Raw genomic sequence first — 23,791 nt, 5'->3', positions numbered from 1 at the left:
AGCTTAAATTGACAGCGCGGGCCGGTCCCGCGTTGTCCTGTTTTTATTCTGAGCTGATGTAAAGAATTAGTTAACCGGATTGCGATACCGATTATGTCGAAGAAAGATTTTTATGATGTGTTAGGCGTTGATCGTGACGCTTCTGACCGGGATATTAAAAAGGCCTTTCGTCGTATGGCGATGAAATATCACCCGGACCGTAATCCGGATGATAAGTCTGCCGAAGAGGCCTTTAAAGAGGTCAATGAAGCATACGAAGTCCTGTCCGATCAACAAAAGAAAGCGGCTTACGATCAATATGGCCATGCTGGTGTCGACCAGAATGGTATGGGTGGTCAAGGCTTTGGCGGCGGTCAAGGTGGCTTTGGCGATATCTTCGGTGATGTGTTTGGCGATATTTTTGGCCAACAAGGTCACGGTGGTCGTCGTAGTCATGTTCAGCGTGGTGCCGATCTGCGTTACACCATGGATCTGAGTCTAGAAGAGGCGGTACGTGGTTGCGAAAAAACCATTACCGTACCAACGCTAGTCGCTTGTGAAGTCTGTGATGGAACGGGTGCTAAGCCAGGTACCAGCGCTAAAACCTGTGGTACCTGTGGCGGTATCGGTCAGGTGCGGATGCAGCAGGGATTTTTCTCTGTACAGCAAACGTGCCCAACCTGTCATGGTGAAGGCCAAGTGGTTTCTGATCCTTGTACCAGTTGTCATGGTCAGGGGCGTAAGCAGCAAACCAAAAAACTATCCGTTAAAATCCCTGCTGGTGTTGATACCGGTGATCGTATTCGCCTTTCAGGTGAAGGTGAAGCGGGAGGACACGGTGGTCCATCGGGCGATCTCTTCGTTCAGGTTAATGTTCGCGATCATGCTATCTTTGAACGTGATGGTAAACATCTATACTGCGAAGTACCGATCAGCTTTATTGATGCGGCCTTGGGTGGCGAGCTTGAAGTGCCTACCCTTGAGTCACGTGTTAAGCTGAAAATACCAGCGGAAACTCAGACAGGAAAATTATTCCGTCTGCGGGGCAAAGGTATTAAGCCGGTACGGGGCGGAAGCGTCGGTGATCTGCTGGTACGGGTGATTGTTGAAACGCCGGTGAATCTGAACAGCAAACAGAAAGAGTTGCTGAAGCAGTTTGAAACGGCGATGGATGAACGCCAAAAACACCATGGGCCTAAGAAGCATGGTTTTTTTGATAGCGTTAAGAAATTTTTTGAGGATATGACCTAATATCCCAAGGGGCTGCATTGCAGCCCCTTCGACTTTTAGGAGTCTTACATGAGTGATTTTCCCACTCAACCGGATGAGTTGTGGCAGCTGATTCAGCAAGAAGCTCGTGATGAAATGATCGTTGAGCCCTTTTTAGCGAGCTTTTTTCATAGCACCATTATCCGTCATAACAGCCTCTGCGAGGCGGTGAGTTACCTGTTAGCCAATAAGCTGTCTGACGAGGTGATGGCCGCTATCACCCTGCGTGAGTTGATAGAAGAGGCGCTGAGTGGTGATCCCGAAATTCTCCAGTGTATCTGTAAAGATATTACCGCCGTGCGCATTCGTGATCCGGCGGTTTTTAGTTTTACGACTGTGCTGCTTTACCTAAAGGGTTTTCATGCTCTACAGGCCTATCGTATCGCTCACTGGATGTGGAAGCAGGGACGTCACTTAATGGCGCTGTATATTCAGAGTCGTGTGAGTGAAGTCTTTCAGGTGGATATTCATCCTGCGGCACGGATTGGTTGTGGGGTGATGTTTGACCATGCGACCGGTATCGTCGTTGGTGAAACCTGTGTTATCGAAAACGATGTTTCTATTCTGCAGTCGGTCACCTTAGGTGGTACGGGTAAAGAGACGGGAGATCGTCATCCTAAGATTCGCGAAGGGGTTATGATTGCCGCCGGTGCGAAGATTTTCGGTAATATCGAAGTAGGTGCGGGAGCTAAGGTTGGCGGAGGTTCTGTGGTGCTCGAAGATGTACCGCCTCATACCACCGTAGTTGGTGTGCCAGCAAAGATCGTTGGGCGTCCCGAATGTGAAAAGCCCGCTTTTGATATGGACCAGAGTGTCAGTCAAACGAAAGGCTAAGGTTCATGAGGGGCAGAATTTTAAGGCCCAGAATCAGATCAGGAAATAAGAATGATTAGAATTGCTGTAACCGGCGCCGCTGGGCGTATGGGAAAAACAAATATAGAAGCGATTCAGGCAACTGATGGACTCGTATTGGGCGCTGCGATTGTTGAGCCGACCAGTAGCTTAATTGGTGCTGATGCCGGTGAAGTAGCTAATGTTGGTAAGTTGGGTGTAGAGGTCGTTGGATCGTTGGCACAGGTGGTCGATGATTTTGATGTCTTGATTGACTTTACAACGCCCAAGTCGACATTAGCTAATTTGGCGCTCTGTGCGGCGAATGGCAAGGCGATGGTCATTGGTACGACCGGCTTGAATGAAGCCGAGCGCAATGAACTGAATAGCTTCGCTGAGCAGATGCCTATCGTATTTGCATCCAATATGAGTGTGGGTGTTAACCTCTGCTTTAAATTGCTAGCCGATGCGGCGAAAGCCTTGGGTGATGACTATGATGTTGAGATTATTGAAGCGCATCATCACCATAAAGTTGACGCACCTTCGGGCACTGCGCTGAGCATGGGAGAGGTGGTTGCCGATGCATTAGGTCGTGATCTTCGTCAGTGCGCTGTCTATGGCCGTGAAGGCCAGGTAGGCGCACGGACCAAAGAGGAGATCGGTTTCGTCACCATTCGTGCAGGCGATGTGGTTGGGGATCATACGGTACTGTTTGCGACTGAAGGCGAGCGCGTTGAGATCACCCATAAAGCCAGTTCACGAATGACCTTTGCCAAAGGAGCGGTACGTGCTGCAAGTTGGCTGGCCGAGAAAGAGAATGGCCTGTACGATATGCAAGATGTGCTTAACCTGAAAAATTAATATCGATGATTAATGGCTTTTAAAAACCGCCAGCAGGCGGTTTTTTTATATCCTTTTATTGATACCTTTAAAAAAGATCCCATTATGGGGTTAACAAAAGCTCCTTATCTAGGTGTTTTCATCTATATTCAATGGAGTTTCCGCTAATGGATTATGGAGTAAGCCAATGTCTGCCGAGAAATTTCGGACTTTGAAAGAGATGGGATTTGATAATCCCCATGAAATTGAAAAATTCACCACCCGTACTGAAAATGATACCGATGTGCTTAAGGTGTACTTGCACCGTCATCAGGGTGACTGGATGACAAAAAGCAAGAAGTTCAAATTCAAGCGGAAGCACACCAATATTTCTGTTGAAGGCGGTCTTGTACCCTACCGTGCGAGTACAGAGCCCTCCCCTTATTTCTTGCGGGCGGTTGATGAGTTGGAAATGCTGGTCACTGCTGAAAGGACTGTTAAGGATAAGAAGCAGCACCTGCTAGATGAGATCGAACATCTGGAAAAAGTGGTCTCTCGTAAGGTAGAAGACCTTCGCCGTTTGGTTGAAGAGTTGTAAGCCTAATCAGGGTTAAGATAAGCGGCTGGTGAGTAATCATCGGCCGTTTTTTTTGTTTATAACCTAGGCTAATAGCGTGTCGATAGTGCAATAAAACAGTAGAGGTTAAGAGATGTATAAGTTGGCTTTTTTTGTTCCCGATGAGGCACTAGAAGCGGTGAAGCAAGCGGTGTTTATGGCCGGTGCTGGCCGAATAGGAGAGTATGAGTGTTGCTGCTGGCAGGTGAAAGGGGTGGGGCAATTTAGACCTCTTCCGGGCAGTCATCCCCATGTGGGTCGAGTGAATACCTTAGAGCAGCTACCCGAGTGGCGAGTCGAGATGGTATGCGAAGACTCACTGATAGCTGCAGCGGTTGATGCATTAAAGCAGGCTCACCCCTATGAGGAGGTCGCTTATGATGTCTGGCAGTTGGCTGATTTTTGAGTGTGTTTATAACTAAATAAGTTATGAACATATCCTGTTGATAAAGCTGTTAATTAAGTATGCGTAACCCTTGCTGTAGTTTGTTAACGTATTGTTTTTAAATGTATTAATTATTGTGTGTTAAATTTGTTCAGCTTGTTTATTACAGGGCTTAAAAGACAGAGAATTAATCACAAATTCTGTGGATAACATTGTGGATTAAGCTTGGGTATCATTGGGGTAAGGGGCCTAAGCCCCGTACTGGCTGGGGTTTGCGTTGTTGCTGTAATAACGCTCAGTGACCGATGCGGTTCATAAAGCCGGTGATACCCGTCAGGACTATTTCGGAGGCCATGGCAGCAAGAATGAGGCCGGTAATTTTGCTGAGTATGTTTAGGCCGGTCTTGCCCAGTATGCGTTCCAGTCGGGTGGCGATATGGAGCAGCAAGAGCAGAGATAGCAATGCTAAAAGCATACCGCTGAGGCCAAATAGCATCTCAACACCGTGCAGTTCTGAACCATAAACCAAGATGGCACCGATGGTGGCGGGGCCAATAATGGTGGGTATCGCTAAGGGGACGACCGAGGTGTCTTCGCGGATAGTATCGGGCACCTGGGCGTTGGTGCGTATGCCCTCTTTGACGAGGCTGATAGCCGAGAGAAATAGCAAAATACCTGCACCAATACGGAATGAGTCGATGGTAATGCCCAGTAGCTCAAACAGGGGGGAGCCAAAGAAAAACAAGATCAGTGCGGCGAGTGTCGCAGCCAAAACGGCTTTATTCGCGGTGCTGCGACGTTCCGCCACGGTATCGCCGCGGGTGAGCGATAGGAACATCGACACCACAAAGAAGGGTGCAAAAAGAACGAAGAATTTAATCCAAGTCGTGATTAGTAGGGTCATTAATGATTCTCATCTGTGCGCCGCATCGGCGCCGTCAAATAACAGCGAGTGGGCCGCTATTGATCGCTATTTATATTGGCTGTTTACGGTTTATCAATATATTGGCCAGGCGGTGTTGCTAAGTCTACGTGGTGTAATGGAAATATGCCTTTTTTTCTATCGGCGAAATAGAGTGTTAATGCATTCCTAATGGTTTGGAAAGCGAGATCATCCCACGGGATTTCGTCTTCTGAAAACAGTTGGACGTCGGTGGTTTCATCACCGGCTGAGAAATTTAGGTCGTCTAACTGTGCAAGGTAGATCATCTGCACCTGACTGACCGGTACAATCGAGGTTAACGTATAGAGCTGTAAATCACTCACCCGAGCATTAGCTTCTTCGAGGGTTTCGCGGGCAGCACCTTGACGGGTTGATTCGCCGTTCTCCATAAAGCCGGCGGGAAGAGTCCAAAAGCCGATGCGAGGCTCAATCGCGCGTTTGCATAGCAATACCTTGTCTTGATGGACGGGCAGGCAACCGGCGACGATCTTTGGGTTGAGATAATGAATTTCACCACACTGGTTGCAGATATGGCGTGGACGGTTATCCCCTGGCGGTATTTCAAATCGGACGGTTGATCCGCACAGGTTACAGTAATTCATAATATGTCCTTGATTAATATATGTGGCCAGTGAAACGTGAAAATCGATCTGATTTTTTAGTGCTAGGCTAACTGTAATGCAATTGCCGCTACAGGCTCAATTATTCTCTTCAATTATGACTAATTTCTGTCGGTGTATGGATTTTTCTTTGAGCAGTGGAAATCGAAGCAGGTATTGGTCGTCGATGACTTGATGGCCGATTGTTGCTGTTAATGGCGTTTAAACAGTGATGTACATACCGGTTGCTGGAGTGGATAGGATCTGTCAGCAAGGATGAAAAACGATCAACGCTAAACTTTCATGCAAAGCAGCGGTATGATGTTGTGACATTAAATTTTAGATAACCGATATTTTTCTAAGTCCCATGATTGATCAGTTAAAACAAAAATTAGCATTACACACCCCGAAGACGCTCAATGGCGTTGGCCCTCAAGCCAGTGTGTTAATTGCGCTGACCGATAATCCTGCTGGTCCAGAAGTCGTTCTGACGCGTCGTAGTCGCCTGTTGAGTACCCATAGTGGCGAGATCGCATTTCCCGGTGGGAAAAGGGATGCTACCGATCCAGACCTGTTGTTTACGGCCCTACGCGAGGCGGAAGAAGAGGTCGGGTTGTGCCCTGCTAAGGTTGATATTGTCGGCCCGCTGGGGGATGTCTTATCAAAGCATAAGCTGCAGGTTAGGCCATATGTCGGCATCATACCCGCCGATATTGAGTTAATTCCTAATCTAGATGAGTTAGACCGTATTCATCGGGTGCCCTTGAGCTTTTTTCTCGATGATCGCCGTCATCATACTGATAAGATTAAGTTTCGCGGCATGACACATTATGTACCCGCCTATGAATTTGAGGGGGATATCATCTGGGGGCTTACCGCCTACATGTTGGTTGAACTGCTCAATGTGGGCTTTGATGCACGTATACCGATGAAAGTCCGGCCTGAGCACTCCCTGTCTGAGCCAGACTTGTCCTGTTGATCTCACCGAATCCGATAGAACTTATATGACTAATGAAAATGCTTCGCCCCGCCCTGTGCATTCCCCCTGTATTGGTGTCTGTGCTCTGGATGAAAAAGACCTCTGTATCGCTTGCCGCCGCAGTGGCATGGAGATCGCCGAATGGGGCGTTCTCGATGATGCTGAGAAGAGGGCTGTCTTGGCCTTGATCCGCCAACGTGAAGCCGATGATAAACAATCGTAAGGAGATGAGTATGAAGGTAATGATCGACCTATGTGTGATTCCTCTAGGAGTGGGCACCTCGGTGTCGACTTATGTGACGGCCTGTCAGCGAGTGTTGCAGGATGCCGGTCTATCGCATCAGATGCATGGTTACGGCACGAACATCGAGGGTGAGTGGGATGAGGTGTTTGCCGCGGTGAAACGCTGCCATGAGGTGGTTCATGAGATGGGTGCGGTGCGGATTAGCAGTAGTATGCGTATCGGTACCCGCACCGATCGAGAGCAAAGTATCGACGATAAGATTAATAGCGTTAAAACAAAGCTCGCGGAATAGCGCCTAGGTTGGCGTTACTCCTCCTCTTCTTCATATTCACTAGCGTGCTTCATCGCCCGAATCGTTTTGATTTGGTTGTCGCACACCTGCAGTGTTTCGATTTGATAGTCACCGATCAGCATGCAGATATTGGCATCGGGTATGGCTTCGAGAATCTCCATCACCAAACCGTTGATCGTTTTGGGGCCGTCGGTCGGTAGGCTCCAATTGAGTGACTTGTTAACATCACGGATGTTAGCGGTGCCATCAATAAAGTAGCTGCCATCAGACTGGGGATAGATATCCTGATTATCCTCTTTACCGTTGAGTGACATCTCACCAACGATCTCTTCGAGAATATCCTCTAGCGTGACAATACCTTGAATATCACCATACTCATCAACCACTAACGCGATGCGTCGGTTTTCCTGTTGAAAGTTCAGTAGCTGGGTTTGCAGCGGAGTACTTTCAGGCACAAAGTAAGGCTCATGGATAACTTGCAGTATTGCTGCCTTAGTGACCGTTTTTTGGCGAAAAACCTGCGCGAGATTACGCATATGTAGAATACCGACGACTTTATTGAGTTCGCCTCGGTAAACCGGCATACGGGTATGGGGCGTTTTACTGAGCTGATCAATAATCTCTTCTAGATCATTGTCCATATCGATGCCGCCAACTTCGTTACGCGGGATCATAATGTCAGTGACGGTGACATCGTCGAGTTCCAGTACGCCGAGTAGCATCGATTGGTTGCGCTGTTGCAGTACCGCGCCGGATTCATTCACCAGCGTTCGCAGCTCTTCGGTGCTGAGGTGGTGGTTCTCGCCGTTGGTGACTTTAATACCAAATAGCTTAAGTAAGCTGTTAGTGATTAGGTTGACCACCCACACCAATGGATAGAGTATTTTCAGCAAAGGCTGCAGAATATAGGCGGCTGGGAACGCGATTTTTTCTGGGTGGAGTGCGGCAACGGTTTTGGGTGATACTTCGGCGAAGATCAGAATCACCAGTGTCAGTGCTGCCGTGGCGATAAAAATACCGCCTTGTCCCCAGATTTTCACCGCGATAATCGTGGCGATGGCTGAGGCCAGAATATTAACGAAATTGTTGCCGATGAGAATCACGCCGATCAGTCGGTCGGGGCGTTTCAAAAGCTTATTGGCCTTGATGGCTCCTCTGTGCTTGTTCTTGACTAAATGCCGCAACCGATAACGGTTGAGTGACATCATGCCTGTTTCAGAACTCGAGAAAAAAGCTGAACAGAGAATCAGAAAAAAAAGCAGTCCCATAAGGGACTCAATCGATGCGCCTTCCAAGACGGTAAACCTTTGGTTGCTAGTAGGAACGACATTGTCGGGTTAACCCCTGAAACTGTCAAGCGAACTAAAGGTTTTCGAGGGCGATTATCGTTGTAAAAAGACGCTTTATAGTAGAAGTTCGACGACAAATTTGCTGCCAAAGAATGACAGCATTAAGACAATGAAGCCGCCGACGGTCCAGCGAATCGCCTTATGGCTACGCCAGCCTAAGAAATGACGGCCTATTAAAAGTGTGGCGTACAGCAGCCAAGCGAAGATGGATAGAATCGTTTTGTGTACCAGATGCTGCGCAAACAGATCATCGAAGACGATAGCGCCAGTGATCAGCGAGAGGGTTAATAAGATCAAGCCGGTCCAGATCATCTCAAACAATAGGGCTTCCATTGTTTGCAGTGGTGGCAGCGAGCGCAGTAGGCCTTTGGTGATGTGGTGTTTAAGTTGATATTCCTGTTTGGCGAGCAATACCGCTTGAAAGGCAGCTAGGGTGAAAATGCTATAAGCCAGAATGGATATCAGAATATGGATCACTAAACCGGCATCGTAGTGTCTGCCTACGGCATCATCTAGCCCGAATAGGGTGAAAAATAGGGTGATGGCGGCTAATGGAAAAATACCGATAAAGAGATTGTCGATTTTTTGCCGCAATGAGCTTAACAGCACTAATCCGGCCACTAACCAGCCGATCAGGGAGCCCGCACTAAAAAACTCTAAGTGAATGCCGCTCGGCCGATGTAGGTCAAGATAGGCGGAAAAGCCGTGGGAAATGACGGCGACGACACCGATCAGGCGAATAGTCACATGATTGATACTACGTCCGTTGGCGTTCTGCCACTGTAGAGCAGTCGCGGTCAGGTAGCAGATAATGGCGATAATTGCGGGCAGAATATGCATTAAAGAGTAGCTCGTCAGTTCCATAGAGTTTGCAGTGGCTAAGTGTGTCATAAATATGAGTGCGATGAAATATTGATACGGGGTCAATTCGCCGCGGTTAACGGTCGCTGGTTATTTAATCATCGCTGCGGCGTTATTATCAGGTTCCTAAAGGACGCGGCTGCTGTATAATAGCCCACTTTATTTTACTGTCACAGAGCAGACTCGAAGCTGGCTCTGGCATAAACAGTAGCGGATTTAACACCTCAAGGCGTAACTATGTTTGAGAATCTGACGGATCGTCTGGCAAAAACGCTTAAAGCGGTCACAGGCCAGGCAAAACTGACCGAAGACAATATTCAAGGGACTCTGCGCGAAGTGCGCATGGCCCTGCTGGAAGCCGATGTAGCATTGCCGGTTGTTAAAGCGTTTATTGGCAATGTAAAAGAACGTGCTGTAGGAACGGAGGTCAGCAAGAGCCTGAGCCCGGGGCAGGTCTTTGTTAAGATCGTACAGCAGGAACTAGAAAAAGTGATGGGTGAGGCCAATGAAGGTCTTAACCTTGCGGCTCAGCCGCCCGCCGTTGTGATGATGGCCGGTCTACAGGGGGCGGGTAAAACCACCTCTGTGGCGAAACTGTCACGTTTTCTGCGCGAACGCGAAAAGAAAAAAGTGCTGGTGGTGTCTGCCGACGTATACCGTCCCGCAGCGATCAAGCAGTTGGAAACATTGGCGGCTGAAGTTGAGGTTGATTTCTTTCCCTCTGATATTCAGCAGAAGCCGATCGATATCGTTAATGCGGCTATTCATCACGCCAAAATTAAGCATTTTGATGTTCTGATCGTCGATACCGCCGGTCGTTTGCATGTCGATAGCGACATGATGGACGAGATCAAAGCGCTGCATGCAGCGGTCAATCCGGTTGAAACCCTGTTCGTTGTCGATGCGATGACGGGTCAGGATGCCGCCAATACGGCTAAGGCGTTCAATGATGTATTGCCGCTGACCGGTGTGATCCTGACCAAAACCGATGGTGATGCCCGTGGTGGTGCTGCCCTATCGGTTCGTCATATCACCGGCAAACCGATTAAATTCTTGGGTGTGGGTGAGAAAGTTGATGCTCTTGAGCCGTTCCATCCGGATCGTATCGCCTCAAGAATCCTCGGTATGGGGGATGTGCTCTCCCTGATTGAGGAAGTTGAACAGAAGGTTGATAAAGATAAAGCCGAACGCTTAGCTAAGAAAGTTCAGAAAGGTAAAGGCTTTGATCTGGAAGATTTCCGTGATCAGCTCGAACAGATGAACAACATGGGCGGCATGGCATCGCTGATGGATAAGCTGCCGGGTATGGGGCAGATGGGTGGCGCGATGCAGGGCGCTGATCTGTCCAGTGCAGAGAAAGGCTTTAAGCAGTTTGAGTCTATTATCAACTCGATGACTCCCCATGAGCGCAAGCGTCCAGATGTTATCTCCGGTTCACGTAAAAAGCGGATTGCAACGGGTTCAGGCACGCAGATTCAAGACGTAAACCGTCTGCTGAAGCAACATAAACAGATGGCGAAAATGATGAAGAAGTTTTCATCTAAAGGCGGAATGGCGAAAATGATGCGCGGCATGAAAGGTATGATGCCGGGCGGTATGGGTGGAATGGGCGGTCCTGGTGGCTTCCCTCGGATGTAACCATCTTTTCGTGTGACTAATTTATAATCAAAAAGCTTCACAGGGCCGGTAAATTCACGTAATATGCCGGCCTGTTTTTTAAATGGGTGCAGTCTGCGTCGGCTTTATTAAAAAGTCGGAATGAGACTGTTATCTGTAAACTGTGAGCGATATCAAAACTCACTTAATAAAGGGACCTAACGCATGGTAACTATTCGTCTAGCTCGTAGCGGCGCTAAAAAGCGTCCATTCTATCACCTGACTGTGGCTGATTCTCGTAATCCGCGTGACGGTCGTTTTATTGAGCGTGTTGGTTTCTTCAACCCGCTGGCTAAGGGTCAGGAAGAGACTCTGCGCATCAACCAAGAGCGTATCGAGTACTGGGTAGCTAAAGGCGCTCAGATGTCTGACCGTGTTGCTAAGCTTCTTAAAGAAGCTAAGTAATCATATTGAAGCAATCAGTCGGGTTTGAGTGATGAGTGGCTATACGTCTGAAGATATAACAACCGTCGGGCGCATCACCACACTTTATGGTGTTAAGGGATGGGTGAAGGTTTATTCCCATACCGAGCCGATGGAGAGCATCCTCGATTACTCGCCATGGCTACTGAATATCAATGGTCAGTGGTTACCGTTCAAAATAGCGGATGGTAAAAAACATGGTAAGGGGTTGGTTGCAAAACTAGCCGGAGTCGATGATCGGGATCTCGCGAAACAGTATTGTGGCGTTGATATCGCGATAGAAAGCAGTCTGCTTCCTGAATTGGAAGAGGGTGATTTCTACTGGAGCCAGTTGGAAAAGCTTGATGTATTAACCGAGTCCGGCGACAAGCTGGGTAAGGTAAGTCATCTGATCGCTACCGGATCTAACGATGTTTTGGTGGTGAAGGGTAATGCAGAGAGTATTGATCGCCGCGAGCGATTAATTCCCTATCTGCCTGATCAGGTGGTGAAAAAGATAAACCTTGAAGAAGGTACGATTCGGGTCGATTGGGATCCGGAGTTTTAACCGGTGTGGATCGGTGTAATTACTCTTTTTCCGGAGATGTTTGAGGCGGTCACCTGTCACGGCGTTACCGGAAGAGCAGTGCGCAACGGCTTGCTGGATGTGCAGTGTTGGAATCCAAGAGAATTTACACAGGATAAGCATCGTACGGTGGATGACCGACCTTATGGCGGTGGTCCCGGTATGTTGATGAAGGTGCAGCCGCTGCGGGACGCGATCCAGGCAGCGAAACAGACTGCTGGTGGAAAGGCTAGAGTGATCTATCTTTCACCGCAGGGGCGCCGACTCGATCATGCTGGAGTAAAAGAGCTAGCTGCTGAAGAGCGGTTGATTCTGGTGGCAGGGCGCTATGAAGGTATTGACGAGCGTCTTGTTGAAACCGATATCGATGAAGAGTGGTCACTGGGAGATTTCGTGCTCAGTGGTGGTGAACTACCAGCCATGGTTATGATCGATGCGGTATCACGACTGGTTCCCGGTGTGCTTGGCCATCAGGACTCGGCTGCTGAAGACTCTTTCAGTGATGGACTGCTCGATTGTCCGCACTATACCCGACCGGAAAAACTTGACGATATGTCCGTACCTGATGTGTTGCTTGGCGGTAACCATGAATCGATCAGACGCTGGCGTCTGAAACAGCAATTGGGGCGAACCTGGAAAAGGCGTCCTGAGCTGCTGGAAGATCTTGAGTTAAACAAAGAGCAGCAAACATTGTTAAACGAATTTATCCGTGAGACAGAAGCGTCTCAGGGTTAGTATTTAGGAGCGAGCGATGAGCAGCAAAAACTCTATCATTCAGCAGATCGAAGCTGAACAGATGAATAAAGAAGTGCCAGAATTTGCACCGGGTGATACCGTTGTTGTTCAGGTAAAAGTAGTTGAAGGCACCCGTCAGCGTCTACAGGCGTTTGAAGGTGTTGTGATTGGTAAGCGTAACCGTGGCGTTAACTCTGCGTTCACTGTACGTAAAATCTCTCACGGTGTTGGTGTTGAGCGTACTTTCCAAACTTTCGCGTCTACTGTAGACAGCATTGAAGTTAAGCGTCGCGGTGACGTACGTCAGGCTAAACTGTACTACTTGCGTGAGCGTAGTGGTAAGTCTGCACGTATTAAAGAAAAACTGTCTAAGTAATTACTTACTCGGTTTGAGCATAAAAAGGCGGCCTCGGTCGCCTTTTTTGTGTTTGAAATTCGCACTACTGCAGAACTCACAGTAGAATTAAGACAGTATCGCTTATCTGTTCTCGTGCTGTGGCTGTTTATACGCCGTAGATATATTAATTAAACTATCGCTTTGGATTGGGGTTTTGAAGAGACTATCGTTCGGATTAAGCTCGATATTATTGCTGGTAGTTGTCGGTGCCCACGGGGCTGACGATAAACATCCGCCGCCAGGTCATAAGGCTCAGCATCAACCACCGCCTAAGATGTCCGAAGAGGAGCGACGTCGAGAAGCAACCCGTGAAGCGATTCGACGTGCGGTGCGAGGTGGTAGTCACGATACAGTGCGGGTCGAAAAGCGTTACCAGTCGGTTAGCCATGAGCATATTGGTCAATATGTCGGCAGCTGGGTAAAGCTAGAAACCTATTATGGTCGCAAAGTAGAAGGCGTGCTCAGAAGTGTTAATGGCAATATGCTCTATATCGATGAGCATGTTGGTCGTGGTAGCGCCAGTTACCCCATTAATAAAACCAAGCTGTCTGGGCTTCAAGTGTTGCGCTAGCGTGAGCTGAGTAAAAGGTGCCGCCTGAGTGACGAGTGAATTATCAACTGAAGGGTCGTCGATCGATGGCCGTATGACCGCCGAACATCCCTCCCCCCGCGATACTGAACTTATAGAACATTATATTGATGTCTTATGGCTGGAAAAAGGGCTAAGCCAGAATACCCTCGGCTCCTATCGACGGGATCTATCTATCTATGCGTGTTGGTTGAATAGCCGTCAAAGCGGCCTGTTAGTCGCGGGTCGCACCGACCTGTTGAGTTACCTTAACTGGCGTGTCCGGCAGCGGATGAAAGGGAGTTCTACCGCTCGTTTGCTGTCCTGTTTACGTGGTTTTTATCGTTATCAATTAAGGGAAGGGGTCTTGAGTGAAGATCCTACGCTGCAAGTTGATAGTCCTAAGCGGGGCCGACCCTTGCCGAAAAGTTTAAGTGAAGCGGATGTTGAGGCGTTATTGCAGGCGCCGGATACCGGCGATGCTTTAGGCTTTCGTGATCGGGCGATGCTCGAGATGTTGTATTCATCGGGATTGCGGGTCAGTGAGTTAGTTAGCTTACAGCTGTCGCAGATTAATCTGCGCCAAGGTGTCATCCGAGTGGTGGGTAAGGGAGATAAAGAGCGCTTAGTACCCTTAGGTGATGAAGCGGCTGATTGGCTGGTGCGCTATATCAAGCAGGCGCGTCCCGCGTTGATTCATGACTCTCAGAATGAGGTTGTTTTCCCTAGTCGTCGTGGGCAGCAGATGACGCGGCAAACCTTTTGGCACCGTATCAAACGCCATGGCTTAACGGCGGGGATAGAGCAGCTACCTTCACCCCATGTATTGCGACATGCGTTTGCGACTCACCTGTTAAATCATGGTGCCGATCTGCGGGTGGTGCAGCTTTTATTGGGTCATAGTGACCTGTCGACCACACAGATCTATACGCATATTGCTCAGCATCGTTTACAATCGTTGCATAAGCAGCACCACCCCCGAGGCTGATATGCCAGATTTTCAGGTTATTTTCAGTTTTCGCGGCTAGGCTGGAAACTAAGTGGTGCTTTTAGCGTCTTAAGGGTAAGTTTTTTAGCTGGGGTCTGATCTTTGGGGCCCGTTAAGTAACATTTTTGATGAAAGATGCCCGGAAACCTGGGTGTTAGAGGGTATTATGCGCAAAATATTTTTCTCCTGGGTGGCTATGGCTCTATTGAGCTTCAATGTGTCCGCGGCAGATGCCGATAAAGAAGCCACGATTCGTGCTGCGTTGAGCTCGCTTAATAGTCAGGTGCCTATTGTTGCCGTTGCTGATGCTGCGTTTCCTGGGCTCTATGAGGTTACGCTAGCCAGTGGTGAGAAACTCTACGTCAATGATTCCGGTAGCCACTTTATTGTTGGTGAAGTGTTTCGGGTAGAGACGGATGGTCAGCTGGTTAATTTGACGGAAGAGGGTAAAAAAGCCAGCCGAGTCGATCAGTTAGCGGCGCTTAAGCGTGACGATATGATTGTCTATCCAGCGAAAGGTGAAACAAAAGCGCATTTGACGGTGTTTACCGATACGGATTGTTTCTATTGCCGTAAATTGCATGGCGAAATTGAAGATATTACCGCGCGTGGCATCGAAGTGCGCTATTTAGCCTTCCCTCGTGCGGGTGCGGGTTCAAAAACGCAAAAGGTGATGGATGCTATCTGGTGTGCAGATGAAGCGGATCAGGTTAGCTTGATGAATAAAGCGAAAGCGGGTCAAACCATCCCGATGATCAGTTGTGCCGATAGTCCGGTGATGGATGAATACCAATTAGGTCAGCAGATGGGGGTTACCGGAACACCTGCGTTGGTGCTGGAAGATGGCACTATGGTGCCGGGCTACATGCCTGCAGCCCAATTGGCGGGAATGTTGGGTGTTAAGTAAACATTAAAACGGTTATTACCATCCTGTTATGATGAAAGAGAGCCTAGGCTCTCTTTTTTTATAGCCTTTTTCTGGAAAGGTGATTTTTTTTAACCTGAGGTGGGGCGCTGCGTAGAGCTTAGACGTGGATTTAGCTATAATGCGTGCCTATTTTTTAACCGCAGAAATGTCTGTCGCTCTGATAGCCTAGTAATAGCGTGAGGTAATGGTTTGAAACCTGTAAAAGTTGGTATCTGTGGTCTTGGCACCGTTGGTGGTGGTACGTTTAATGTACTCAAGCGCAACGCGGAAGAGATCGCCCGTCGTGCGGGTCGTAGTATCGTTGTAGAAGCGATAGGCGCCCGTCGTGAAAATCCTGATTGCGACACCCAGGGTACCCATATTACAGCGGATATTTTCGAGGTTGCTCGCAACCCTGAAATTGACATTATTATTGAGTTGATCGGTGGTTATGATACAGCGCTTGAGCTGGTGATGACCGCTATTGAAAACGGCAAGCATGTGGTGACCGCAAACAAAGCGTTGATCGCCGTGCACGGTAATGAGATCTTCGCCGCGGCCCAAAAGAAAAACGTGATGGTGGCGTTTGAAGCAGCCGTTGCCGGCGGTATTCCGGTGATCAAAGCGATCCGTGAAGGGCTTTCGGGTAATAGAATTAACTGGTTGGCGGGTATTATCAACGGCACCGGTAACTTTATTCTGACCGAGATGCGCGATAAAGGCCGTGATTTTGCAGATGTACTGGCCGAAGCGCAGGCGCTGGGTTATGCCGAAGCGGATCCCACCTTCGACGTGGAAGGGATTGATGCGGCGCATAAGCTGACTATTCTTGCGTCTATCGCCTTTGGTATCCCACTGCAGTTTGATAAAGCCTATACCGAAGGGATCAGTAATATTACGGCGGCCGATGTGCAATATGCTGAAGAGCTGGGTTACCGGATTAAGCATTTAGGTATTAGTCGTCGCACCGAAAGCGGTATCGAGCTGCGGGTCCATCCGACGATGATTCCTGAAAAAGCACTGCTGGCGAATGTACACGGCGTGATGAACGCGGTGTTGGTCGATGGTGATGCGGTAGGTCAGACCATGTATTACGGTGCGGGTGCCGGTGCAGAACCCACCGCCTCTGCGGTGATCGCTGATGTGGTTGATGTCGTGCGGATGCTGACAGCTGATCGTGATAATCGCGTACCTCATCTGGCTTTCCAGCCGGGTAGTCTGTCTGAGATGCCAATTTCGCCGGTTGAAGAGGTTGTGAGTGGCTATTACCTACGCCTGACGGTGAATGAACGCCCAGGAGTACTGGCAAAGGTTGCTTCTATTCTGAGCGAATCTGAGATTAGTATTAATGCGATCGTGCAGAAAGAGACCCATCAGCAGCAAGTGCCTGTCATTATTCTGACTCAGGATGTGAAGGAAAAGCTGATGAACGAAGCGATTGTTAAGATTGAAGCGTTGGCTGATGTGAACGAAGCGGTAACTCGTATCCGTGTTGAGCATCTATAAGGCAACCGCAAACGTAGGAATTTAGATCGTGAAATATATCTCTACCCGGGGCCAGGCCCCAGCGCTGAATTTTGAGGAAGTATTACTGGCCGGTTTGGCGAGTGATGGTGGTTTATATGTACCCGAAGTGCTGCCAACCTTTAGCAAAGAGGAGATTGCCTCTTGGGCGGGCCTGCCATATAACGAGTTAGCTTATAAGATTATTAAGCCGTTTGTGGGTGATTGTGTCGTTGATGCTGATCTGAAAAAGATGATCGATGACACCTATGCGGGCTTTAATCATACCGCTGTTGCGCCGTTGAAAGAGCTGGGTACCAATGAGTGGGTGCTGGAGCTGTTCCACGGCCCAACCCTCGCGTTTAAAGATTTTGCCCTACAGCTGCTGGGTCGGTTGATGGATTATGCCCTGACCAAGCGCCAAGAGCGTCTGGTTATCATGGGGGCTACTTCTGGAGACACCGGTTCGGCGGCGATCGAAGGCTGTCGTCACAGTGAGCATCTGGATATCTTTATTCTGCATCCGTACAACCGGGTGTCTGAAGTTCAGCGCAAACAGATGACCACCATTATCGAAGATAATGTGTTCAATATCGCCCTAGAAGGCAACTTCGATGACTGTCAGGAGATGGTCAAAGATAGCTTCGCCAATCAAGATTTCCTCGGTGGACGTAAGCTAGGTGCCGTGAACTCGATCAACTGGGCGCGTATTATGTCCCAGATCGTGTATTACTTCTCTGCATCGCTGGCTGTTGGTGGGCCGCATCGTGATGTGGCGTTCTCCGTGCCAACCGGTAACTTCGGCGATATTTTTGCGGGTTATCTGGCTAAGCAGATGGGCTTGCCGATCAGTCAGTTGGTCGTGGCGACCAATAAAAACGATATTCTGCACCGGGTGATTTCCGGCAATGATATGAGTAAGGGGGAACTGGTTCATACCTTGTCACCATCAATGGATATCATGGTGTCGTCTAACTTTGAGCGTTTGCTGTTTGATGTCTATGGCCGTGATGGTGCAGCGATTAGCGATTTAATGGCGAAGTTTAAAACAGAAGCGGTACAGCTTGATCAGCCGCGCTGGGAAAAAGTCCGTGAACTGTTTGATAGCTTTGCCTGTGATGATGAAGCAACCTGCGACATGATTAAAACGGTAGCCGCTGAAACCGGTTATCTGCTTGATCCACATACCGCTATCGGTGTGGTGGCTGCGCGTGAATGTAAGCGCGATGCAAGCGTACCTATGATTGTGTTGGCGACGGCCCATCCGGTGAAATTCCCTGAAGCGGTGTTGAAAGCGGGGCTTGAATCGCCTCAGTTACCGGCCCATATGGCGGATCTATTTGAGCGTGAAGAGCAGTTCACCGTACTGCCTAATGAACTAAAAACCGTGCAGCAGTTTGTTGCCGAGCATGTGCATAACGACTAATCGCTTGATGCATTGATAATAGCCCGTTAGAGTCCCTGACCTTAACGGGCTTTTTATTGGGGGATAACAAGCATGGACCTGTTTTTTCAATTGTCGAAAGGTTTTTGGGTGTTAGCTAACCCAGGTAATTTTCTGGTTTTACTGTTGGTATTGGGGCTATTGAAGGGGTGGCGTAAGCTTTCTTCGCTGGCGGCGGTTTGTTTGTTATTGCTGACTTTTTATCCGGTCGGGGATCTGCTGCTACAACCGCTAGAAAAGCGTTTCCCATCACCGGCTACTCTGCCGCACGAGGTGGCCGGTATAGTGGTGCTCGGCGGGTCTGAAGAGGCGGAACTTAGCCAGATTTGGCAACAACCGCAGTTCAATATGGCGGCGGAGCGGAATATGGCTATTTTGCCCCTGTTGCAGCGTTATGAGGATGTGCCGGTGATTCTGACGGGCGGCTCGGGTTCGGTGCTTAAGGCTGAGTTTCGGGGCGCCGATGTGCAGCGTACTTGGCTCAAGGCCCTGCAGCTTGATCAACGGGTAATCTTTGAGCGGGATTCGCGGAATACCTTTGAGAATGCGATTTATAGCCAAGATATGGTTCCCGCGGGTATCGATCTTAACGACCCTCGCGGCTGGTTGTTGGTCACCTCGGCATATCATATGCCCCGTTCGATGGGGATTTTTAGGCTGCAGGGCTGGAATGTTATTCCCTATCCTGTGGATTATTACTCCCGGCCGGTTGGCTTGAGTAGTTGGCGGGCAGATCTAGGCCGCAATCTTTATGAACTTTCAATCGCAGTGCGTGAGTGGATCGGTTTGACTGTCTACTATTTGACGGATAAAACCGATACGTTATTTCCAGCCGCTACTTTGGGTACCCCTGTTAATGAGTGATCTTATCATTCGTCGCCGAGAGGCAGATTCACATAGTCAGATTTTTAATCAGGTTCATCCGCTACTCGCTCGTATCTATGCGAGCCGTGGTCTCGATGATATTGATGCGTTAGGGCGTAGTCTGCAGCAACTACAAACCGGTCGGGATATGTTGGGGCTGGAGGCGGCCGTTAAGCGTTTAATCCAAGCGCTCGAGCAGGATCAGCATATTCTGATTGTGGGCGATTTCGATTGCGATGGCGCGACTAGTACAGCGGTCGGCCTGCTTGGGCTGGGGATGATGGGCGCAAAACGGGTAAGTTATCTGGTGCCCAACCGGTTCGAGTATGGTTACGGGCTAAGCCCCGAGATTGTGAAGGTGGCCGCCGAGTTGAAGCCGGATCTCATCATCACGGTAGATAATGGTATCTCCAGTGTCGATGGCGTTGCCAAAGCCAACAGTCTTGGTATCGATGTAGTGGTGACCGACCATCACTTGCCGGGAGAGCGATTGCCAGCGGCTTGCGCCATTGTGAACCCCAATCAACCCAACTGTCACTTTAGTGAAAAATCCACCTGCGGTGTTGGTGTGATCTTCTATGTGATGACCGCTTTACGACGGGCGTTGGATGAACAGCAATGGTTTGATCAACAGGGGCTAGCCAAGCCTAATCTGGCGTCTTTGCTGGACTTGGTCGCGCTGGGTACCGTTGCCGATGTGGTACCACTGGAACAGAATAACCGTACGCTGGTGTATCAAGGGTTGCAGCGTATCCGTTCGGGCCGAGCGCGTCCGGGTCTGCTGGCGCTGATAGAGATCAGTGGACGGCAGCGCAGTCGTATGACCGCCACCGATCTAGGTTTTGCCTTGGGGCCGCGTTTGAACGCCGCTGGGCGTCTGGATGATATGTCGATCGGTATCGAGTGTTTGCTAACGAATAATCCGGAACGGGCTCAACAGCTTGCCTTGCAGCTTGATAGCCTGAATCAGGAGCGGCGTGGGATTGAGCAAGAGATGCAGCAACAGGCCAACGCCTTGCTGGAAGAGCTAGAGTTGGATGCTGAAGGGGAACTGCCCTTTGGCCTATGCCTCTATGATGTCGATTGGCATCAAGGGGTTATCGGTATTTTAGCCTCACGTATCAAAGAAAAGCTGAATCGCCCCGTGGTTGCATTTGCGGTGGGGGATGCGGGTGAATTAAAAGGTTCTGCGCGTTCGGTTAATGGCTTCCATATTCGGGATGGCCTCGATGCGGTAGCTGCTAAACACCCCGAATTATTGAAAAAATTTGGTGGCCACGCGATGGCTGCCGGCATGACCATCGCCGCCGAAAACCTCAGTTTATTCCAGCAGGCGTTTGATGCGGAAGTGCGGCGTCAGCTGAGTGCAGAGCAGCTGCAACATGCGGTGCTCACCGATGGTCGTTTATCCTCGTCAGAGATGACCATGGAGATGGCTGAGCTGCTGCGAGAAGCAGGCCCTTGGGGACACGAGTTTCCAGAACCTCTGTTTGACGGAGAGTTCGCCCTGCTGCAGCAACGTATTGTAGGCCAGCGCCACCTGAAGTTAGTCTTGATGGAGCCCGAGAGTGGAACCGCTATCGATGCGATCCACTTTAATGCCGATACCGATATCTGGCCGAATGATGCCATTCAGCGAGTACGGGCTGTGTATCGTTTAGATGTGAATGAATTTCGTGGGCAGCGTAGCCTGCAATTAATGATTGACCACCTGCTGCCGCTTTAAGGCCGCTATTTTTAATGAGAGCAAAACGATGAATGATTTTACCCTAGACGAGCTAAACACACTGATTGCTGTATTCGAAAAAGCGGGTATTAGTGATGATGGTAGTGTCGAAGCACTGATGTTTAGCCGTGTTAAAACCGCCCAAGCGGAACGTGCCGAGCTGGAAAGTATGGATTTTGATGATTGCCTAGGTGGCGGCTGCAAGCTGTAATCACTATCGCCCTTGCGCAATCGGAAGCTCCGGTTGCGCGCTGATCTACCTTAAGCACGACCCTCTGCCATCTCTGGTGATCTCAAAAACTCTTTAAGGTGTTAACTATGTATTACGTCGGCGCTCATGTTAGTGCCAGTGGTGGTGTTGAAAACGCCCCACTGAATGCGGCTAAGTTGGGGGCTAATGCCTTTGCCCTGTTTACTAAAAATCAACGCCGTTGGGAGGCGAAACCGCTTACCGCCGCCAGTATCAAAGCGTTTCGTGATAATTGTGAACGGTTGGGTTTTAAGGCAGAGCAGATTTTGCCGCACGACAGCTATCTTATTAATTTAGGTCATCCAGAAGCTGAACCGTTGGCTAAGTCGAGGGCCGCTTTCATCGATGAGCTGCAGCGTTGCGCACAACTGGGGCTGTGTTATCTCAACTTTCACCCGGGCAGTCATCTGCGTAAGGTGGATGAAGAGACCTGTCTTAATACCATTGCTGAATCCATCAATATCGCGTTGGATAAAACCGAGGGTGTGACGGCTGTTATCGAGAACACCGCCGGTCAGGGCAGTAATCTAGGTTGCCGTTTTGAGCATTTGGCACAGATCATCGACCGAGTTGAAGATAAAAGTCGGGTGGGTGTTTGTCTCGATACCTGTCATACCTTTGCTTCCGGCTATGATCTGCGTGACCGTGCGGATTGCGAGCATACTTTTGCTGAGTTCGAACGCATTGTGGGGTTTGAATATCTGAAGGGGATGCACCTGAACGATTCCAAAGCAACCTTTGACAGCCATAAAGACCGCCATCACAGCTTGGGGATGGGGGAGATCGGTTTAGAGGTATTTCGCTTTATTATGGCGGATGCTCGTTTTCAGGGTATCCCGATGGTATTGGAAACTATCGATGAAACAATATGGCCCGAAGAGATACAGATGCTCCGCGGTTTCTCCTTGCAGAGGTAACCCTCTTTACTTGGAGGCAGTCAGGTATAAATATGATCAATAATAATACTATTGTTTATGCGGTGAGCTGTGACAGCGTAATTCTTATTTTGCCTGAAGCTCAGCGTAAGTCGCCATGAAGCTTTACAGTCATTGATAAAGGTGTCGTATTCCTACGAAGCCTCATATTGTATAGGTGAAAGAGCTACTCACTTATATAAAATCTCGTGGTAATATGGACTTTTCAAGGAGGAGAGGATGAAGAAAAAAACTGTAGTTAAGGCTTCTATTGTTAATAAAAAGTGTTTGAGGGCTAAGCGCAGCAAATTAAAAGCGAAGTTAAGAAACTGTGAGCATTGTTCTTGGGAAGTGCTTGAAAAAGCGAAACAGTCATTAGATAAAGTGAAGTTTCCACACCACAGAGTGACACGTTCTAATAATTATTCATCTAACACAAGAGTTACCTTTAGGGTTCCTGGTAGCATTGATTATTATCATAAAGATAATTATGAGCTTACGAACTCCTTCCTTGAAGATGTGAGAGATTGTGCTCTGAGAGCTAATAGACGAATTTATCTTAATTTTTCTGATACTCAGTACATCAGCGCTGCTGCGATGTTGTCATTTTTGGCAGAAATTGATGTTATAACTAAAAAGAGCAGGTTGGGTGTGCGAGCTGTATCATTTAATCATCCAAAAGATCCCAAGATGGAAAGCATTCTAAAGCAAGTGGGGTTTTATGACTTGCTTAAAAAAGAAACGCGAAAGACAAAAGAATATGATGATGTGACATTCTGGAAATATACTTCAGGTGCATGTTCTGAGCCTATTCTTGCTAAAGATATGATTGCAGATATAAAAAATGAATTGGAAAGAAGTGCAAGTAAAAAGCTTTACCGAGGCTTTGTTGAGGCTATGTCCAACTCTGTAGAGCATGCATATATTGACGATAATATTCACTGTGAAGCAGATAATACAGCAAAATGGTGGACGTTCGCTGGAATTAGAGATTCCGAATTGGTGGTTGTTATTTGTGATAAAGGTGTTGGCATACCTCTCACGTTACCAAAAACACAGGGAGCGTCCCAAATTGAGGAGCTTTTTGATCTGTTAGGATTTGAGTTTTTTAAGGCAAAAGATTCTACATATATTCAAGCAGCTTCAAGCTTGTCTCGTACTAGAACGGGAAAATCATATCGCGGTAAAGGATTAACAGATATGAAGCAAGTAATTGACTCAATAGGTACTGGCTTTATGTCTATTTCTTCTAACTATGGAAAGTATATGTATAAAGGTACTGAAGGTATGATTAAAGAAGTGACAATAGACCACAAACGGTCGGTTTCTGGAACAATTGTTGAGTGGGTTATACCCTTAAAGGTGGATATTCAATGAAGATTATAAAGGTTGCTAGTAGATACCCTTGTCCGGGGCCAAGATACAAAAAACTGGGGCCTAGCTCAGGTGAGGAGTTTAGGGAATGGTTGATTAAAGAACTAAGCGAAGAGTGCGATATGACAGTTGATCTTGATGATACGGAAGGCTTTGGCTCATCTTTTCTTGAAGAGGCATTTGGCGGCTTAATTCGAGTGGGAATTCCGCCGGACTTAGTCAAAAGCATCAAGTTTATTTCACATGAAGAGCCAGAGCTTATTGATGAAATTCAAGAGTATATAGATGACGAGATTGCTAATAATGAGTAG

At 48.5% G+C, this 23,791-nt stretch carries 28 protein-coding genes; 24 read left to right on the top strand and 4 right to left on the bottom strand.

All coding sequences use genetic code 11. From position 1 onward, the window contains the following. Nucleotides 1-93: 93 nt before the first annotated feature. The 5 genes from dnaJ (at nucleotide 94) to EH243_RS05295 (ending at nucleotide 3,920) form a co-directional block, all read left to right on the top strand. The gene (gene dnaJ / locus EH243_RS05315) at nucleotides 94-1,230 is read left to right on the top strand and encodes a molecular chaperone DnaJ (RefSeq protein WP_126157599.1); all 1,137 of its coding nucleotides are present in this window, start codon (nucleotides 94-96) and stop codon (nucleotides 1,228-1,230) included. Nucleotides 1,231-1,278: 48 nt separating this feature from the next. After that, nucleotides 1,279-2,082, top strand: a complete 804-nt coding sequence (gene cysE, locus EH243_RS05310; RefSeq protein ID WP_126157598.1) for a serine O-acetyltransferase — start codon at nucleotides 1,279-1,281, stop codon at nucleotides 2,080-2,082. 51 nt (nucleotides 2,083-2,133) lie between these two features. Continuing rightward, nucleotides 2,134-2,940, top strand: coding sequence for a 4-hydroxy-tetrahydrodipicolinate reductase (gene dapB / locus EH243_RS05305; RefSeq protein WP_206441522.1), 807 nt, complete (start codon nucleotides 2,134-2,136; stop codon nucleotides 2,938-2,940). Nucleotides 2,941-3,106: 166 nt separating this feature from the next. Further along, on the top strand, nucleotides 3,107-3,496 hold the full coding sequence (locus tag EH243_RS05300; RefSeq protein WP_126157597.1) for a DUF3461 family protein: 390 nt from the start codon (nucleotides 3,107-3,109) through the stop codon (nucleotides 3,494-3,496). Between the two features lie 112 nt (nucleotides 3,497-3,608). After that, complete coding sequence (locus EH243_RS05295) at nucleotides 3,609-3,920, top strand: YqfO family protein (protein WP_126157596.1); 312 nt, start codon at nucleotides 3,609-3,611, stop codon at nucleotides 3,918-3,920. 274 nt (nucleotides 3,921-4,194) lie between these two features. Here EH243_RS05295 and EH243_RS05290 read toward each other — a convergent pair whose 3' ends face one another. Together EH243_RS05290 and EH243_RS05285 are read right to left on the bottom strand one after the other, a co-directional pair. Continuing rightward, nucleotides 4,195-4,803, bottom strand: a complete 609-nt coding sequence (locus EH243_RS05290) for a MarC family protein (protein ID WP_126157595.1) — start codon at nucleotides 4,801-4,803, stop codon at nucleotides 4,195-4,197. 83 nt (nucleotides 4,804-4,886) lie between these two features. Beyond that, the gene (locus EH243_RS05285; protein WP_126157594.1) at nucleotides 4,887-5,444 is read right to left on the bottom strand and encodes an NUDIX hydrolase; all 558 of its coding nucleotides are present in this window, start codon (nucleotides 5,442-5,444) and stop codon (nucleotides 4,887-4,889) included. Nucleotides 5,445-5,808: 364 nt separating this feature from the next. On the opposite strand from EH243_RS05285, the gene EH243_RS05280 reads away from it, so the two are divergent. Genes EH243_RS05280 through EH243_RS05270 form a run of 3 tightly spaced genes read left to right on the top strand, consistent with a single transcriptional unit; the run spans nucleotide 5,809 to nucleotide 6,956 of the window. Further along, a complete protein-coding gene (locus EH243_RS05280) occupies nucleotides 5,809-6,420 on the top strand; it encodes an NUDIX hydrolase (protein ID WP_126157593.1) in 612 nt (203 codons plus the stop codon). 25 nt (nucleotides 6,421-6,445) lie between these two features. After that, nucleotides 6,446-6,643 carry a DUF1289 domain-containing protein gene (locus EH243_RS05275; RefSeq protein WP_126157592.1) on the top strand — a complete coding sequence of 66 codons (198 nt, stop codon included), beginning with the start codon at nucleotides 6,446-6,448 and terminating at the stop codon, nucleotides 6,641-6,643. 10 nt (nucleotides 6,644-6,653) lie between these two features. Then, nucleotides 6,654-6,956 carry an MTH1187 family thiamine-binding protein gene (locus EH243_RS05270; RefSeq protein ID WP_126157591.1) on the top strand — a complete coding sequence of 101 codons (303 nt, stop codon included), beginning with the start codon at nucleotides 6,654-6,656 and terminating at the stop codon, nucleotides 6,954-6,956. Nucleotides 6,957-6,970: 14 nt separating this feature from the next. On the opposite strand, the gene EH243_RS05265 is transcribed toward EH243_RS05270, so the two are convergent. Further along, nucleotides 6,971-8,251 carry an HlyC/CorC family transporter gene (locus EH243_RS05265; protein ID WP_126157590.1) on the bottom strand — a complete coding sequence of 427 codons (1,281 nt, stop codon included), beginning with the start codon at nucleotides 8,249-8,251 and terminating at the stop codon, nucleotides 6,971-6,973. Nucleotides 8,252-8,359: 108 nt separating this feature from the next. After that, on the bottom strand, nucleotides 8,360-9,145 hold the full coding sequence (locus EH243_RS05260; RefSeq protein WP_241234996.1) for a cytochrome C assembly family protein: 786 nt from the start codon (nucleotides 9,143-9,145) through the stop codon (nucleotides 8,360-8,362). Nucleotides 9,146-9,403: 258 nt separating this feature from the next. Between EH243_RS05260 and ffh the strand changes: the two genes are divergently transcribed. The 16 genes from ffh to EH243_RS05180 all read left to right on the top strand — a co-directional run bounded on the left by ffh (nucleotide 9,404) and on the right by EH243_RS05180 (nucleotide 23,791). Beyond that, nucleotides 9,404-10,804 carry a signal recognition particle protein gene (gene ffh, locus EH243_RS05255; RefSeq protein ID WP_126157588.1) on the top strand — a complete coding sequence of 467 codons (1,401 nt, stop codon included), beginning with the start codon at nucleotides 9,404-9,406 and terminating at the stop codon, nucleotides 10,802-10,804. Nucleotides 10,805-10,987: 183 nt separating this feature from the next. After that, complete coding sequence (gene rpsP, locus EH243_RS05250) at nucleotides 10,988-11,227, top strand: 30S ribosomal protein S16 (RefSeq protein ID WP_126157587.1); 240 nt, start codon at nucleotides 10,988-10,990, stop codon at nucleotides 11,225-11,227. 31 nt (nucleotides 11,228-11,258) lie between these two features. After that, nucleotides 11,259-11,792, top strand: coding sequence for a ribosome maturation factor RimM (gene rimM / locus EH243_RS05245; RefSeq protein WP_126157586.1), 534 nt, complete (start codon nucleotides 11,259-11,261; stop codon nucleotides 11,790-11,792). 3 nt (nucleotides 11,793-11,795) lie between these two features. Then, nucleotides 11,796-12,545, top strand: a complete 750-nt coding sequence (gene trmD, locus EH243_RS05240) for a tRNA (guanosine(37)-N1)-methyltransferase TrmD (protein WP_126157585.1) — start codon at nucleotides 11,796-11,798, stop codon at nucleotides 12,543-12,545. Between the two features lie 16 nt (nucleotides 12,546-12,561). Next, nucleotides 12,562-12,921, top strand: a complete 360-nt coding sequence (rplS, locus tag EH243_RS05235; RefSeq protein ID WP_126157584.1) for a 50S ribosomal protein L19 — start codon at nucleotides 12,562-12,564, stop codon at nucleotides 12,919-12,921. A gap of 175 nt (nucleotides 12,922-13,096) precedes the next feature. Next, on the top strand, nucleotides 13,097-13,513 hold the full coding sequence (locus tag EH243_RS05230; RefSeq protein WP_126157583.1) for a hypothetical protein: 417 nt from the start codon (nucleotides 13,097-13,099) through the stop codon (nucleotides 13,511-13,513). A gap of 73 nt (nucleotides 13,514-13,586) precedes the next feature. Then, entirely contained in the window at nucleotides 13,587-14,498 is a 912-nt protein-coding gene (xerD, locus tag EH243_RS05225; RefSeq protein WP_126157627.1) for a site-specific tyrosine recombinase XerD, read from the top strand. 166 nt (nucleotides 14,499-14,664) lie between these two features. Continuing rightward, on the top strand, nucleotides 14,665-15,405 hold the full coding sequence (locus EH243_RS05220; protein WP_126157582.1) for a thioredoxin fold domain-containing protein: 741 nt from the start codon (nucleotides 14,665-14,667) through the stop codon (nucleotides 15,403-15,405). A gap of 210 nt (nucleotides 15,406-15,615) precedes the next feature. Continuing rightward, nucleotides 15,616-16,911 carry a homoserine dehydrogenase gene (locus EH243_RS05215; RefSeq protein ID WP_126157581.1) on the top strand — a complete coding sequence of 432 codons (1,296 nt, stop codon included), beginning with the start codon at nucleotides 15,616-15,618 and terminating at the stop codon, nucleotides 16,909-16,911. A 28-nt stretch (nucleotides 16,912-16,939) separates the two neighbouring features. Next, a complete protein-coding gene (gene thrC / locus EH243_RS05210; RefSeq protein ID WP_126157580.1) occupies nucleotides 16,940-18,334 on the top strand; it encodes a threonine synthase in 1,395 nt (464 codons plus the stop codon). A 72-nt stretch (nucleotides 18,335-18,406) separates the two neighbouring features. Continuing rightward, nucleotides 18,407-19,216: a YdcF family protein gene (locus tag EH243_RS05205; protein ID WP_126157579.1), complete on the top strand. Its 810-nt coding sequence runs from the start codon at nucleotides 18,407-18,409 to the stop codon at nucleotides 19,214-19,216. Continuing rightward, nucleotides 19,209-20,942, top strand: coding sequence for a single-stranded-DNA-specific exonuclease RecJ (recJ, locus tag EH243_RS05200; RefSeq protein WP_126157578.1), 1,734 nt, complete (start codon nucleotides 19,209-19,211; stop codon nucleotides 20,940-20,942). Before EH243_RS05205 ends, recJ begins: the two co-directional genes overlap by 8 nt. Before the next feature lie 28 nt (nucleotides 20,943-20,970). Continuing rightward, nucleotides 20,971-21,153, top strand: coding sequence for a hypothetical protein (locus EH243_RS05195; RefSeq protein ID WP_126157577.1), 183 nt, complete (start codon nucleotides 20,971-20,973; stop codon nucleotides 21,151-21,153). A gap of 107 nt (nucleotides 21,154-21,260) precedes the next feature. After that, nucleotides 21,261-22,109: a deoxyribonuclease IV gene (gene nfo, locus EH243_RS05190; protein WP_126157576.1), complete on the top strand. Its 849-nt coding sequence runs from the start codon at nucleotides 21,261-21,263 to the stop codon at nucleotides 22,107-22,109. A 237-nt stretch (nucleotides 22,110-22,346) separates the two neighbouring features. Beyond that, complete coding sequence (locus EH243_RS05185; protein ID WP_126157575.1) at nucleotides 22,347-23,483, top strand: ATP-binding protein; 1,137 nt, start codon at nucleotides 22,347-22,349, stop codon at nucleotides 23,481-23,483. After that, nucleotides 23,480-23,791, top strand: a complete 312-nt coding sequence (locus EH243_RS05180) for an STAS-like domain-containing protein (protein ID WP_126157574.1) — start codon at nucleotides 23,480-23,482, stop codon at nucleotides 23,789-23,791. The genes EH243_RS05185 and EH243_RS05180 overlap by 4 nt, the downstream gene beginning before the upstream one ends.

The sequence above is a fragment of the Amphritea opalescens genome (assembly GCF_003957515.1).
Lineage (GTDB): Bacteria > Pseudomonadota > Gammaproteobacteria > Pseudomonadales > Balneatricaceae > Amphritea > Amphritea opalescens.
The sequence above is the reverse complement of the archived record's forward strand: the minus strand, read 5'-3'. Positions and strand labels throughout refer to the sequence as shown.